The sequence below is a fragment of the Mesorhizobium tianshanense genome, assembly GCF_007830515.1.
GTDB lineage: Bacteria > Pseudomonadota > Alphaproteobacteria > Rhizobiales > Rhizobiaceae > Mesorhizobium > Mesorhizobium tianshanense.
Genome location: NZ_VLKT01000106.1, coordinates 1 through 13607, shown reverse-complemented (window position 1 = coordinate 13607; position 13607 = coordinate 1). Strand labels below are relative to the sequence as shown.

The following is a 13607-nucleotide window of genomic DNA, read 5'->3' as shown; positions in this document are numbered from 1 at the left end:
CCGCCTCAAAGGCCTTACGGGCATCCTGAGGGGGCACGTCGCCTTCCATGGCGGCCATGCAGGTCTCGACCGCCTGCTTCCACTTAGGGCCCCGTTTGGTCCACTTCAGGAGCTGCTCAGATGCACCCTCGACGTGGCTAACCCCGAAGCGAATGCCCGGACGGTCAGTCCGAACGTAGACCGGAGGGTTGAACCAATGGAGGGACATTCGGAATGCCTAATGGAGGACGGGAATGTTTGGTAGGGCTTTCTCCCCAATTGTCGGTTTCGTTTGTCACGCCCGGTGGGCCAAAGCTCCGGACGATAAGTGGCAAGCGCCGCCTCGACGACGTCGCGTATTCCCGCCAGCCCGCGCTCGATCAGGCTGATCGAGGTATCGCGCACCCCTGGTGTCTGCCCGTGCGTCTTCAACGTATCGATGGCGTTGAATAGCCCGCCGAGCGGGTTGTTGATCTCGTGCGCCATACCGGAAGCAAGCCGACCGAGGCTCGACAGCTTTTCCTCTTCGGCAAGCTGTATGGCGAGGTTTCCCCGCTCCCGCTCGGCATGCACGAGCGCGTTATAGCCATGAAAGAGGCTCGCGACTTCGCTGTCGCCCGGAGGAATCTCGCCCGGCGCTATCGGTTCGGCCGCGCCGTGGACGGCGGTTCGCATATGGTTTTCGAGCACGCGGATCGGGCCGATCATGCGGCGCACTAGCACGAAGCCGCCGAAAGCGAAGAGGACGGCCAAGATCCCGTTTGTCACAAGGAGCGTGACAAGCACTTCCCGCCGTTCGGCAAACAGATGCGATACGTCGAATGTCGCGTGGATCGCGCCGATCGGTTGGGCCTTGATAAATGAGTTCGCGGCGCGCAAAGCCAGTCAGCCTGTCTTCGTCGATCGTCACCGCTTCGGCCCCATATCGCGAGGCGTACTCCGCGGGAAGCGCCGAATAGGCCATGATCTTGTTGGGATCGCTTGCGGCGAGTACGCGGCCGTCCGAGCCTGTGACCACGGTTTCGATAGGAACCAGGGACTCGTAGATGGAGGACGAGCGGTCGAGCGCGTCGAACACTTCCCACACATCTCCGCGCAGCACCGCAGGCAGTACCGAGGAAGAGAGGCCGTCCAGATATGTGCCGGCCAATCCGTCGAGATAGCTTTCCTGGGTGCGGGAAAACCGGTCGAGCACTCTCTCGGAGATGGCAGCGCTGATCACCACCATCAGCAGCGCCACGATCGCCGGAACGCGAAAAGACAGCGGGATCGCCTGCCAGCGGCGGAGCGGAGTCATCCGAACTGCCTCACGGTTTCGACCTTGGCGGCGATGGTATCGAAAAGCTCCGGCCGGGTAACGGCGAAGCCGTCGAGGCGCAGCATTTCCAGCACCTTGCGCCCTTCCTGGTCGTCGGACATCGAAACCAGGGCATCGCGAAGCGCCGCTATCCTCGGGTCTGCGGCCAACGATTTAGGGGAAGCGATCGGAGGAAATCCTAGCCATTCGGACTTTCGGACGATCATCGTCCGCGTCACCAACTCCGGCTCGATCTCGCGCATGACCTCCCAGACGTAGCCGTCGACGCTGCCCGACTGCGCCAGTCCAGATGCCACCGCCCTGATGACGTTGCGATGCCCGTAGGTGAAGAAGGTGCGCGAGAAGAACCCTGCGGGAAGAAGTCTGTTCGCGGCCAGAAGCGCCCGGGTGACGAGGAAGCCGGAGTTCGAATCGGGATCGGAGAAGGCGTGGATGCCGTCCTTCAGTTCGGTCCAGTCGTCCACGGGCCGGCCAGAAGCCGCAATAAGGTAGGACTGGTAGAGCGGTTTTCCATGCCAGACCGGCGTTGCGACGAGGTCGAGATCGGCCTTGAACTGCACATAGGGATAGCCGCAGATCCATGCTCCCTGAATCTGCCCGGAAACGAGCAGTGCCGTGATCTCCTGATAGGTCCGCCGGGTGACCAACTCGACCGGGCCGCCGATCCTTGAAGCGAGATAGCTGCGCAGGTGGCCGAGCAGCTCCAGGTCATTCGAAAGGAAAACAGGTGTCAGCCCGAATTTGAACGGCAACTCATCGGCATGGGAAACGTGCCCGGTCAGCAGCGCTGCCGAGGTTGTGATGCTTCCGTTGATGAAGGCGCGCCGACTCAAGCGCCGATAACCCCACCCCTGCGGTTTCACGGTCTCCTCCGACAAGCGGCACCAGCCCGCTGCGAAACCTAGTCGAATCCGCAGGACATGGCGACAGAATTACTGCGATCGGCTAGCAGCCGCCTGCTCCGCCGAGTTCGCTTGCCGGAACAAGTAGTCGCCCATCGCCTTGGGGATTCCTCTTCGACGGCGGGGGCCCGTCAGGAGCAGTCGCCATCCGATGTAGGTCGTCCCGATGCTCGGGCTCCGCCTCGATGCCATCAAGTGCGCCTTTCACGACCGTTTCCGCCCATTCCGGCAGATCGGCGATGCGGTAGAGTATCCATTGAGCGTCTCGCCGCTGCGCCACGATCCCGGCTTCGCGCAAGATCGCCAGATGTTTAGAGACGCGGGGCTGGGGGACCGCGAGGGCATGCGCAAGCTGGCAGACACATGCCTCCCCATGCGCGGAGATCAGCGCCAGTATCCGCAGGCGCAGCGATTCCGAAATCCCAGAAAGCAGGGCAAGTCGCTGTTTCATACAATCTCATATAGTTCCGGCGGCATATTCCCGCAACGGCATATGCGTGCCTGTTTTCGCTTCCGAAGGCGTTCCCAAGCGGAGGCCGCGTTTGATCCATCGCAACGACGTAGCGCGCCAACAGACCTACGAAAGCGCCAACTTATCGAGAATATTGAATATGCCCTTGAAGGTATATTCCCAAATTGGCATATACATATCACCAAGGCCAGGCAGCCGATCAGATAGGGTCCACGGAACGTCGTCGTCCCACAACGGACAGGTAAACCGCATGAGCGCCGAACAGTCATTTACCCTGCCGGAGCGCCCAGCCCAGCCGTCGCTCGTTCTTTGGGTTGCAGCAACCGTAGGCGCCGTGGTCCTCTGGTTCGCCGCCTACGCACAGCTGGTACCGCTATCGGACTGGATCGTTTCCCTGCTTCCCCTCGAACCCGGTTCGCGTCTTCAAGAGGCGATCAGGTTCTTCGTCTACGACACGCCGAAGGTGCTGATGCTGCTTGGGCTGGTGGTCTTCGCCATGGGCGTAGTGCGTAGCTTCTTCTCGCCCGAACGAACCCGCGCCTTGCTGGCGGGCCGGCGCGAGGGGATCGGCAATGTCGCCGCCGCAAGCCTCGGCATATTCACGCCATTCTGCTCCTGCTCGGCGGTCCCGCTGTTCGTCGGCTTCGTGTCGGCGGGAGTGCCGCTTGGCGTGACGTTCTCGTTCTTGATCGCCGCACCGATGATCAACGAGGTCGCCCTCGGCCTGCTCTTTGCATTACTGGGATGGAAAGTCGCGCTGACCTATCTTGTCTTCGGCCTGACTGTCGCCATCGTGTCCGGCTGGGCCATCGGAAAGCTGCATCTCGAGAGCTGGCTGGAGGAATGGGTCCGCCACGTGCGGTCCGGAGCCGTAGATCTGCCGGCCGACCAGTTGACCGTTGTCGACCGCATCAAGGCTGGCCTCGACGCCCTCCGCGACATTGTCGGCAAGGTGTGGATCTGGATCATCGCGGGCATCTCGGTAGGCGCCTTCATCCATGGCTACGTACCGTCGGAGCTGCTTGCATCCATCATGGGCAAGGATGCCTGGTGGTCGGTTCCGGCCGCGGTCGTGCTCGGCATCCCTATGTATTCGAACGCGGCCGGGATCATTCCGGTGGTCGAGGCCCTTCTGGGCAAGGGAGCGGCGCTCGGCACGGTGCTCGCCTTCATGATGTCGGTGATCGCGCTCTCGCTGCCCGAAATGATCATCCTGCGCAAAGTCCTGAGCGTGAAGCTGATCGCCGTCTTCATAGGCGTGGTGGCCTCAGGAATCCTGGCCGTCGGCTTCCTGTTCAACATGATTTTCAGTTGAAGAACTAAGAAAGGCATCCACCCATGAAAGAGATCAAGGTCCTCGGGCCCGGTTGCGCGAACTGCAAGAACACGACTTCGCTGATCGAACGCATCGCCCAGGAGAAAGGCGTTCCCATCTCCTTGGCCAAGGTCGAGGAACTCCGCGAGATCATGAGCTTCGGCATCATGTCTACCCCGGGGGTCGTGGTCGACGGGAAGGTCGTCCACGCCGGCGGCGTACCGAGCCGGGAGAAGGTCGAACTGTGGTTGGCATGACCAAGATGCCCATTCGGAAGCCAAACCAACATGAGGAATGCTGCGATGCTCGATGAAGCCAAACAGATCTGCCCCACCACGACAAGGCGCCGAGTCGCTGAAGGAGCCGTCCTTGTCGATGTCCGCGAACAGGCGGAGATCGACCGCCTCGCGTTCGACGTTCCCGGCCTCGTTCGCATACCCCTAGGGGAACTGGAGAAGCGATACGTCGAGCTTCCGCGCGACCGCGAGTTGGTGCTCGCCTGCCAGAGCGGAGGCCGGAGCCTCAAGGCCACCTATTTCCTGATGTACAAAGGATTCGACAAGGTCGCCAACATGGAAGGCGGCATGGCCAAATGGGCCAGCAAGGGATTTCCCGTCAAAGACGAAACGTCCTCGCAGCAGCCTGAGGGGCAGGACGTTGGCGGATGCGGCTGCGGAACATCTCCGTCGGGGATAGGCTCCTGTTGTGAGTCCGCCGTGCCGGGAGAACCTGAATGCTGTTGAGCGATAGCCTGGTTTCCAGCGCGGCTCGAGTTCCCGGCGGCATGCTGGCGCTGCAGAACCATCCATGAGGAGTTCGAAGGTGGCAGAGCCAACGAAACTACTGAGCTACGACGTCGCCGCGCACCGCGTCGATGCGCATGGCAGCCTTGCGAGGACCAAAGATGCCGAGATCGTCCTCGACACCGACATCGCAGGACGCAGCGACGCCTTCAATCCCGCCGAGCTGTTTCTCGCGGCGATCGCCGCCTGCATGATCAAGGGTATCGAGCGCGTGAGCCCGATGCTAAAATTCGAGTTGCGCGGCGTCGAAGTGCGCCTGCACGGCGAGCGTCAGGACGCTTCGCCGAAGATGGTGTCGGTGGACTACGAGCTGATCGTCGACACCGACGAAAGCGATCAGCGGCTAGCGCTGCTTCACACTAACGTCCGCAAATACGGGACGATCTCCAACACGGTGGCGGAGGCAACGAAGCTGGAAGGCACTATCCGCCGCAAGGCGGCGGGGTGAACGTCAGGGTCGAACCAGCCGCGGCGCAATCGCCCGCCGAAACGGCGCATGAGCTCGATGCCGCTGAGGGCGGTGTGTCCGGCGCACGCGCGGAACTCATCGCATCGCTTCTTTCCGGGCTGGCGCTGGCAGGTGGATGGTTGACCGAGGGGTTCGTACCCATAGAGGCAACGCTTGGCCTCTATGGCTTGGCCAATGCGCTTGGCGGCTTCTTCACCCTGCGCGAGGCGGCCAGGAACCTCTGGCATGGCAGGTTCGACATAGACATGCTCATGCTGGTGGCGGCCGCCGGCGCCGCGGTGCTCGGCCAATGGGCGGAAGGCGCTCTCCTCCTGTTCCTGTTCAGCCTCGGACATTCGCTGGAACACTACGCCATGGGAAGGGCCAGCGGCGCGATCCATGCGCTGGCACACCTTGCCCCGAAGCTGGCAACACGGCGCAACGGGGATGTGCTGCAGCAGGTTCCGGTCGATGCCCTTCAGGTCAACGACATCGTCATGGTCCGGCCGAACGAACGCCTTCCGGCAGACGGCGTGGTGATCGCGGGCCAGAGCAGCGTCGATCAGGCGCCGATCACCGGAGAAAGCATTCCCACCGACAAGAGGCCGATTGACGGCTCTGACCCGTTCCCGGACTTCGGTATACTCGCCGACGAAAATCGTGTCTTCGCCGGCACCATCAACGGCTCAGGCTCGCTTGAGGTCAGGGTCGCCAAGCTGGCGGGCGAGACGACCCTTGCCCGCGTCGTGCGCATGGTGGCGGAAGCCGAGTCGCAACGCTCTCCCACCCAACGCTTCACTGATCGTTTCGCGCGCATCTTCGTTCCGGCGGTCCTCATCTCTGTCGGGGCACTGATGCTCGCCTTCCTGGTCCTCGACGAACCCTTCGGCGAAAGCTTCTATCGCGCCATGGCGGTTCTGGTCGCCGCCAGTCCCTGCGCGCTGGCGATCTCCGTGCCGAGCGCTGTCCTGAGCGGGGTAGCGCGCGCGGCACGCGGCGGAGTGCTGGTCAAGGGAGGCGGCCCGCTGGAGAACCTGGGGTCGCTTGCGGTTCTTGCCTTCGACAAGACCGGAACGCTGACCGAAGGCAAGCCCCGGCTGACGGACGTGATGCCTGCGCCGGGCATCGACGAAAGGGCGCTTCTGGGTATTGCGGTCGCCATCGAGCGCGGCAGCGACCACCCACTGGCGGCCGCCGTAGTCCGAGACGGGGAGGCGCGCCTGGGCGACACCGAGGTCAAGACTGCGACCTCGATCGAAAGCCTGAACGGCAGTGGCATCCGCGGCGTGGTCGACGGGAAGGCCGCAGTCCTCGGCAACCCGCAACTTTTCCTGGCGAGATTCGCTTCATCCATTCCGGCTTCTGTCACTGACGCGGCGGCGGAGCTCGAGAACGCGGGCCGTACGGTCATCATGGTTCGGCATGGCGAAACCTACCTCGGTGTCCTGGGACTCATGGACACGCCTCGGACAGGCGCCCGGGAGGTGATCGCCAGGCTCCGGACGCTTGGCATCCGGCGCATCGTCATGCTTTCCGGCGATAACCAGAGCGTTGCCGACAACGTGGCGCGAGCCCTTGGCGTCGACGAAGCCCGCGGCGCGCTGATGCCGGAGGACAAGGCAGGGATCGTGAAGGCAATGCTCGCGACGGAGGGCAAGGTCGCGATGGTCGGCGACGGCGTCAACGACGCGCCTGCGATGGCCAACGCGACCGTCGGCATAGCCATGGGAGCGGCCGGCTCGGATGTCGCGCTGGAGGCGGCCGACGTGGCGCTCATGGCCGACGACCTTGGACATCTTGCCTTCGTGCTGGGGCTCAGCCGCCGCACCAGCTCCGTAATCCGCCAGAACCTCTGGATCAGCCTGGGCATGGTCGCTCTGCTTGTGCCCGCCGCTCTCCTCGGCCTACCGATCGGAGCGGCCGTAGTCTTCCACGAAGGATCGACGGTGCTGGTGGTAGTTAACGCACTGCGCCTGCTGGCATATCCCGCTCCGCGCGACGAGCAGGCAGCCGCGTGATCTGCATCAAGGCCCCGCCGACAAGCTTTATTATTGTCTTCCAGCAACTCTGTTTGAGGTGAACCATGTCACAGCGCGAAGTCGTCCTCTGCTCTCCGGTCCGAGCTGCAATAGGCACCTACAACGGCAGCCTCAAATCGACGCCGGCCGTCGAACTCGGCGCGGCAGTCGTGCGCGAGACGCTACGCCGCACGAAGCTCGACCCGGCAAAGCTGAATTCCGTCGTGATGGGCAACGTGGTTCAGGCGGGCAACAAGATGAACCCGGCGCGGCAGGCCGCGATGCGCGGCGGGATTCCCGCCGAGGTGCCGGCAATGACCGTCAACCGGGTCTGCGGTTCCGGTGCCCAGGCCGTCGCATCGGCCGCTCTAGAGATCTGGCTCGGCTTTGCTGACGCCGCGATCGCGGGCGGAATGGAAAACATGGATGCCGCCCCCTATCTGATGAGCGGCGGACGCTGGGGCTATCGAATGGGCGACGCGCAGATCTATGATTCCATGCTGCGCGATGGCCTCAATGATGCGTTTTCCGACCAGCATTCCGGATGGCACACGGAAGACCTCGTCACCAAGTACCAGATCAGCCGCGAGGATCAGGACCGTTGGGCAGCGCGCTCGCAGCAGCGCTTCTCGGCAGCACAAGCGGCGGGCAAGTTCGACGCCGAGATTGTCGCCGTCGAGGTGAAGGGTCGCAACGGGCCTGAGCCCTTCGCCCGCGACGAGCACAATCGTCCCGACACGACGATCGAAAGCCTGTCGAAGCTGAAACCCGCATTCCGCAAGGACGGCACGATCACCGCCGGCAATGCGCCGGGGCTAAACACGGGAGCCGCGGCCATGGTCGTCACCGAGCGCGGTTTCGCGGAGGCCAACCGGCTCGCTCCGATAGCCCGGCTCGTCGCCTACGGCGTAGGCGCGGTCGAGCCCGGCATGTTCGGGATTGGTCCGGTGCCGGCGGTGCGGCAGGCGCTGGACCGCGCCGGCTGGACGATCGGCAACATCGAGCGGATCGAGATCAACGAGGCTTTTGCCGCCATTGCGCTCGCCGTGACCCGCGAACTTGGCCTCGCTGAGGACGTCGTCAATGTCGAGGGCGGCGCCATCGCCCACGGCCATCCGATCGGCGCTTCCGGTGCAATCCTGACTACCCGTCTGTTGCATTCGATGAAGCGAGATGGCCTCAGGCGCGGCATCGTCACCCTCTGCATCGGCGGCGGTCAGGGTATCGCCCTGGCGCTCGAAACCTTGTGATGACCAGGAAGCTTGGCCGCACTCTGAAGAGCAGTGCAAGTGTGTGAACTGCTGGGATTATCAAGCAACGTTCCATCGACGGTGAGCCTGTCGCTGAGAAAGCTTGCCCAGCATGGCGGGCCGCCCGCGTTGATCGGAGACGGCTGGGGAGTCGGGTACTACGAAGGTTTAGACGTTCGCCTCATCAAGGACGCGGCGCCAGTCGATGCCAGTGACTGGATCCGGTTCGTCGAGGACCACGACCTGCGAAGCCACATCGTGATGTCGCACATTCGCAAGGCTACGATGGGTGAGCGCTCCTATCGCAATACGCAGCCCTTCACACGCGAGTTGGGAGGGCGCGTCCATTTGTTCGCGCATAATGGTTGGCTTCCAGGAATAGCCGGATCGGCATCCTTCGATGCAGTCCGGTTCCGCGCGGTGGGGGAGACCGACTCCGAACGGGCTTTTTGCGCGCTTCTTGATCGCATGTTGGCTGTCTGGGAACGCCACGGGGGAATTCCTCTCCTCGATGCCCGCCTGTCGGTCGTGTCGTCATTTGCCGCGGAATTAAGAACATTGGGGCCGGCCAATTTTCTCTACTCGGATGGAGACACGCTGTTCGCCCACGGCGATCGCCGCAAGAACGGCAGCACAGGCAAGGTCCGTCCGCCGGGTCTGGTGTTCCTGCGACGTTTCTGTCCCCGAAACGGCCAGAGCGCCATGGTTGAGGCGCTTTCCGTGGAGGGAGCCGATCAGTATGTGACCTTGGTGGCAAGCGTCCCGTTAACCGATGACCGTTGGGAATCTTTCGCCGAGGGTGAGGTGATCGCGATTTCGAATGGAGAGATCGTCGCGCGTCGATGTCCAGTTAAGTCTGTCGTCGTGAACTGACACGCACATGGAAAGTCACACCGGGATTGTTGATGTGACTGGGGGGAGATCACGATGGGATTAGGTGGATGAAAGACCCTTACGAGACGCTCGGCGTAACCCGCACCGCCACCGACAAGGAGATCAAGGAGGCCTTCAAGAAGCTGGCGCGCAAGTTCCACCCCGACCTGCATCCGGACGACAAGGCAGCGGAAGCGAAGTTCAAGGACATTTCCGCAGCCAACGATCTGCTCAAGGACCAGGAAAAGCGGCGCCGTTTCGATGCGGGCGAGATCGACGCCACCGGAGCGGAACGGCCACAGGAGCGGTTCTATCGCGACTTCGCCGACGGCGGTGCCAACGCGTCGCACGCATCTAGGGAAGGATTCGCCAGCAACGAAGATCTGGAAGAATTCCTTAGGCGGGCGTTTGCAGGTGGCGGTCAGCGAGGGCACGAGACTTTTCAGGCGCGCGGCCAGGATGTGAGCTATGTGCTGCCGGTGGAATTCATGGAAGCGGTCAATGGCGCCCAGCGCACGGTCACGCTGCCTGAGGGCAAGACGCTACAGGTGACGATCCCCGAAGGAGCCGAGGACCGGCAGATGCTGCGACTGAAGGGCCAGGGTATGGCCGGATTCGGCGGCGGAATGGCGGGAGACGCTTACGTCGAACTGCATGTCGAGCCGCATCCGTTCTTCCATCGCAAGGACGACAACATTCATATTGAGGTTCCCGTTACGCTGAAGGAGGCGATGCTAGGCGCTCGCATTGAGGTTCCGACCATAAGCGGCCCTGTTACGATGACCATCCCGAAGGGGTCGAACACCGGGAAGACGCTACGACTGCGTGACAAGGGCATTCGGAACCGCAAGACCGGGCAACGGGGACATCAGCTGATCACCCTGAAAGCTGTTCTGCCCTCGGCCGAAGAGCACGAACTGGTCGCGTTCCTCGAAAACTGGCAGCCGAAACATCCTGACCATCCACGCAAGGAGATGCTGGCATGATGCGCGTCGATGACCTTGTTGAGCGAATAGCCGCGCTCCAGCGGAGCGATCTTGAAGCCTGGATCCGAGACGAGCTTGTCGTGCCGTGGCAGGACGCCGGAACCTTGCTCTTCAACGATATGGAATTCGCACGCGTCCGTCTGATCTGCACGCTTCACTATGAATTGGAGATCGACGCTGACACGCTGCCGGTCATATTGTCATTGATCGATCAGCTCCACGAAACGCGGCAGCGCCTGCGATCACTGAGCGCGGCCGTAACGAAGCAGGACAAGTCCGTTCAGGCCGCCATCATCGCTGCGATGGACCGGGCAAGCGGCAGCTCTGCGCCCGGCAGCGAGGAGACATGATCATGCACACAGTTCCTAGCGTAGCAGAAGCGAGCCGGGCCATATCGACCCGGCTCAACCGAAACTGCTTTTGCATCACCCTCGACCGAGCAGCACTTTGCGCTGCGCTTGATCAGGAAGCCGGCTACACCGGCTTCTGCGAAGCGTTCATGAAGTCGCGGGCAAATCTGTTTTCGAATGTTCCGGTCTTCCTCGCCGCGTCCGCCCTTGGGGAGATGGTCGGAATCGTTGATGCCATCGAGTGTGCGACGAGATTACCCGCCTACCGCGATGCCGTTCTCTCGTGGGCTCCTGAGATCGCGCAGCGGGATTTTGGTCCGGCGGGCGCGCTGATGGGCTACGACTTCCACCTCGATGATGACGGCCCCAAGCTGATCGAAGTGAACACCAACGCAGGTGGTGCTTTCCTCAATGCGTTCCTGGCGAAGGCCCAGAAAGCCTGCTGCGCCGAAGTCGAACAGGGGCTGATCAGTGCCAAGGACGATAAATTCGAGACCGGGGCCGCCGCGATGTTTAGGAATGAATGGCGACGCCAGTTCGAAACTGAATCGCCGCGGCGGATCGCAATCGTCGATGATCGGCCCGAGGAACAGTATCTCTATCCTGAATTCGTGCTGGCCAAGCAGCTGTTGGTGAAACACGGTATCGATGCCGTGATCGGGGACGCGAGCGAACTGCAATATGACGGCGGCAAGCTCCGGCTCGGCGGACAGGAGATTAACCTCGTATACAATCGCCTGGTCGACTTCGCGCTCGATCTCCCAGAGCATGCAGCGCTCAAACAAGCCTATCAAGACGGCGCGGTGGTGGTCACGCCCAATCCGCACAATCATGCGCTTTTCGCGAGCAAGCGCAACTTGACGCTACTGTCCGACCCGGAGGTTCTCGAAACTTTTGGTCTATCCCCAGAGATGCGTTTGCGGCTCGCCGGCGGCGTTCCGCGGACGACGCTGGTCACACCCGAAAATGCTGACGCGTTTTGGCAATCCCGCAAGGATCTATTTTTCAAGCCGCTGTCGGGCCACGGGGGCAAGGCGGTCTATCGCGGCGACAAGGTCACAAGAGGGGTATGGGCCGAGATCGCCCGGGGCGGCTATGTGGCTCAGGTCTTTGCAGCGCCTGGTCAGCGCATGATCGAGATTGATGGTTCACTTGCACCGCGCAAAATGGACGTGCGACTCTACATTTATGATGGCCGGCTGCTGCTCGCGGCTGCGCGCCTCTACCAAGGCCAGACCACTAACTTCAGGACGCCGGGCGGCGGCTTTGCTCCTGTGCTGGTAATCTAAACACAGTATCGTCTGCGGCGAATATGCCGCGAGCCACGTCCGCCACAAACGCGGGCCTACCCATCAAAAAGGGGGAGCACTCCGAGCGGGTCACCTTCGATCGCACGGCCAGGTCTGGCCGTCATTAGAGAAGCCGCCATCTTCGGACGTCGACCCTCCTGCAATCCACGGTCAGTTAGGCACAAAGCGGACTCCGCCTGCCAAGTGTTGTCATGACGGCCATATGCGAGGTCCTGGCCCGGTCCCGGTCTGGCTGCGCCTGCGGGTGCCGCATCCCGAAGCGCGGCCGGGTCCCTACTCACCAAACAGACGCCGCGGTTTGATCCACGTCATTGCGATTGCCGCGGCCAAGGCGCAGCAAAGACAGCATGAAACGTCCCATCTCAGTTGTAGAGAACCTACATGCTTGAAGTTCCAAAGCCGATCATGAAGGAGACCCCTTCCGTCGCCGGAAAGGCACAGGACCAAGTCGTCGGGAAGGCACGTCGACCTGTAACGGCGCGCATGCTCGTGTCCGCCATCGTGCTGGCAATCGCCATCGGCGCAGGTGTCGGGGCGTGGACAATGTTCCTGCGCCCAATCGAGGTTCAAGTCGCGGCCGCCGAGCGCGACGTGCCGGTGCAGGTCTTCGGCCTCGGGACGGTCGAGGCGCGCGTGACCTCCAGGATCGGCTTCAAGGTGTCCGGCGTGCTCGTCGATCTTCGCGCCGATGTCGGCAAACGTGTCGCCAAAGGCGCGGTTCTCGCCCGCCTTGATGACCGCGAGCAGAGTGCACAGGTCGCCCGGGCAAATGCGATGGTCGAACTGGCTGATGCCAATCTTCAAAGGGCTGCGGCAAGCGTCGAAAAGGCTCAGGCGAACTTTGCGAACGCCAAGAGCATCAACGAGCGCCGGCAGGCGCTGCTAAAGAACAACAACACCTCGATCGAAGCGGCGCAGACGGCACAGGCGGCCCAAGATGCGGCGCTTGCCGATGTGAGCCTGGCGCAAAGCGACGTCCTGGTGGCCAAGGCCAACATCGGCGATGCTGAAGCTCAGCGGCAGCTGCAATCAACCATGTTGGAGTTTTACACCCTCGCGGCTCCCTACGACGCCATGGTGACTGCACGCCTGAAGGAACTCGGCTCGGCGCTCGGCGCGGGCGAGCCGGTGTTCACGCTGATCGATCCGAAAACCGTGTGGGCGCTCGCTTATGTCGACGAGAGCAAGGCCGGCAAGATCGCTGTCGGCGAGTCAGCCGAGATCGTGCTGCGATCTCAGCCAGGCCGGCGTTTCGCCGGCCACGTGGTGCGCATCCAGCCGGAAAGCGATCGCGTCAACGAGGAACGGCGGGTAGAGATCGCGTTCGACACGCTGCCGGCTGACTTGTACCTCGGCGAACAGGCCGAGGCCCACATCACGACCGTCCGGCTTCCGCAGGCCCTGTTGGTCCCGGAAGCGGCGATCACCGGGCTCGGCAACAATCAAGGGACCGTATGGACCGTCGAGGACGGATATCTGGAGCAGCGCAACGTGACACTCGGGCACCGGTTGCTCGATGGACGCTTTGAGATCGCCGGCGGCGTCCCGGAGCACGCGCTTGTCGTCACGACGTTGCGCAGCGG

Annotated in this window: 15 protein-coding genes; 11 read left to right on the top strand and 4 right to left on the bottom strand. The window is 62.5% G+C overall.

Annotated features, from left to right (window positions below):
• From IQ26_RS37680 to IQ26_RS37665, 4 genes are all read right to left on the bottom strand, one after another.
• A partial coding sequence (locus IQ26_RS37680) for a DUF982 domain-containing protein (protein ID WP_145723409.1) occupies positions 1–208 on the bottom strand: 208 nt, incomplete at its 3' end.
• Complete coding sequence (locus IQ26_RS40905; protein WP_240547456.1) at positions 106–858, bottom strand: sensor histidine kinase; 753 nt, start codon at positions 856–858, stop codon at positions 106–108. The genes IQ26_RS37680 and IQ26_RS40905, both read right to left, overlap by 103 nt.
• 414 nt (positions 859–1272) lie before the next feature.
• Positions 1273–2160, bottom strand: coding sequence for a substrate-binding domain-containing protein (locus IQ26_RS37670; protein ID WP_240547455.1), 888 nt, complete (start codon positions 2158–2160; stop codon positions 1273–1275).
• An 82-nt stretch (positions 2161–2242) separates the two neighbouring features.
• Positions 2243–2650 (bottom strand): ArsR/SmtB family transcription factor, encoded by a 408-nt coding sequence (locus tag IQ26_RS37665; RefSeq protein ID WP_145723407.1) that lies wholly within the window; start codon positions 2648–2650, stop codon positions 2243–2245.
• Positions 2651–2921: 271 nt separating this feature from the next.
• Here IQ26_RS37665 and IQ26_RS37660 point away from each other — a divergent pair, with 271 nt between their 5' ends.
• The 11 genes from IQ26_RS37660 to IQ26_RS37610 all read left to right on the top strand — a co-directional run.
• Positions 2922–3986 (top strand): permease, encoded by a 1065-nt coding sequence (locus IQ26_RS37660; protein WP_145723406.1) that lies wholly within the window; start codon positions 2922–2924, stop codon positions 3984–3986.
• 23 nt (positions 3987–4009) lie between these two features.
• Positions 4010–4243: a thioredoxin family protein gene (locus IQ26_RS37655; protein ID WP_145723405.1), complete on the top strand. Its 234-nt coding sequence runs from the start codon at positions 4010–4012 to the stop codon at positions 4241–4243.
• A gap of 45 nt (positions 4244–4288) precedes the next feature.
• Positions 4289–4729, top strand: coding sequence for a rhodanese-like domain-containing protein (locus IQ26_RS37650; RefSeq protein ID WP_145723404.1), 441 nt, complete (start codon positions 4289–4291; stop codon positions 4727–4729).
• A gap of 79 nt (positions 4730–4808) precedes the next feature.
• Positions 4809–5237: an OsmC family protein gene (locus IQ26_RS37645; RefSeq protein WP_145723403.1), complete on the top strand. Its 429-nt coding sequence runs from the start codon at positions 4809–4811 to the stop codon at positions 5235–5237.
• Positions 5234–7255, top strand: a complete 2022-nt coding sequence (locus IQ26_RS37640; protein WP_240547454.1) for a heavy metal translocating P-type ATPase — start codon at positions 5234–5236, stop codon at positions 7253–7255. The genes IQ26_RS37645 and IQ26_RS37640 overlap by 4 nt, the downstream gene beginning before the upstream one ends.
• A gap of 65 nt (positions 7256–7320) precedes the next feature.
• Complete coding sequence (locus tag IQ26_RS37635) at positions 7321–8505, top strand: thiolase family protein (protein ID WP_145723402.1); 1185 nt, start codon at positions 7321–7323, stop codon at positions 8503–8505.
• Positions 8506–8544: 39 nt separating this feature from the next.
• Positions 8545–9378, top strand: a complete 834-nt coding sequence (locus IQ26_RS37630) for a class II glutamine amidotransferase (protein ID WP_145723401.1) — start codon at positions 8545–8547, stop codon at positions 9376–9378.
• Positions 9379–9446: 68 nt separating this feature from the next.
• Positions 9447–10364: a DnaJ C-terminal domain-containing protein gene (locus tag IQ26_RS37625; RefSeq protein ID WP_145723400.1), complete on the top strand. Its 918-nt coding sequence runs from the start codon at positions 9447–9449 to the stop codon at positions 10362–10364.
• Positions 10361–10714 (top strand): chaperone modulator CbpM, encoded by a 354-nt coding sequence (locus IQ26_RS37620; protein ID WP_145723399.1) that lies wholly within the window; start codon positions 10361–10363, stop codon positions 10712–10714. Before IQ26_RS37625 ends, IQ26_RS37620 begins: the two co-directional genes overlap by 4 nt.
• Entirely contained in the window at positions 10711–12003 is a 1293-nt protein-coding gene (locus IQ26_RS37615; protein ID WP_322791121.1) for an ATP-grasp domain-containing protein, read from the top strand. The genes IQ26_RS37620 and IQ26_RS37615 overlap by 4 nt, the downstream gene beginning before the upstream one ends.
• 402 nt (positions 12004–12405) lie before the next feature.
• On the top strand, positions 12406–13607 hold a 1202-nt coding region (locus IQ26_RS37610), incomplete at its 3' end, for an efflux RND transporter periplasmic adaptor subunit (RefSeq protein WP_145723398.1).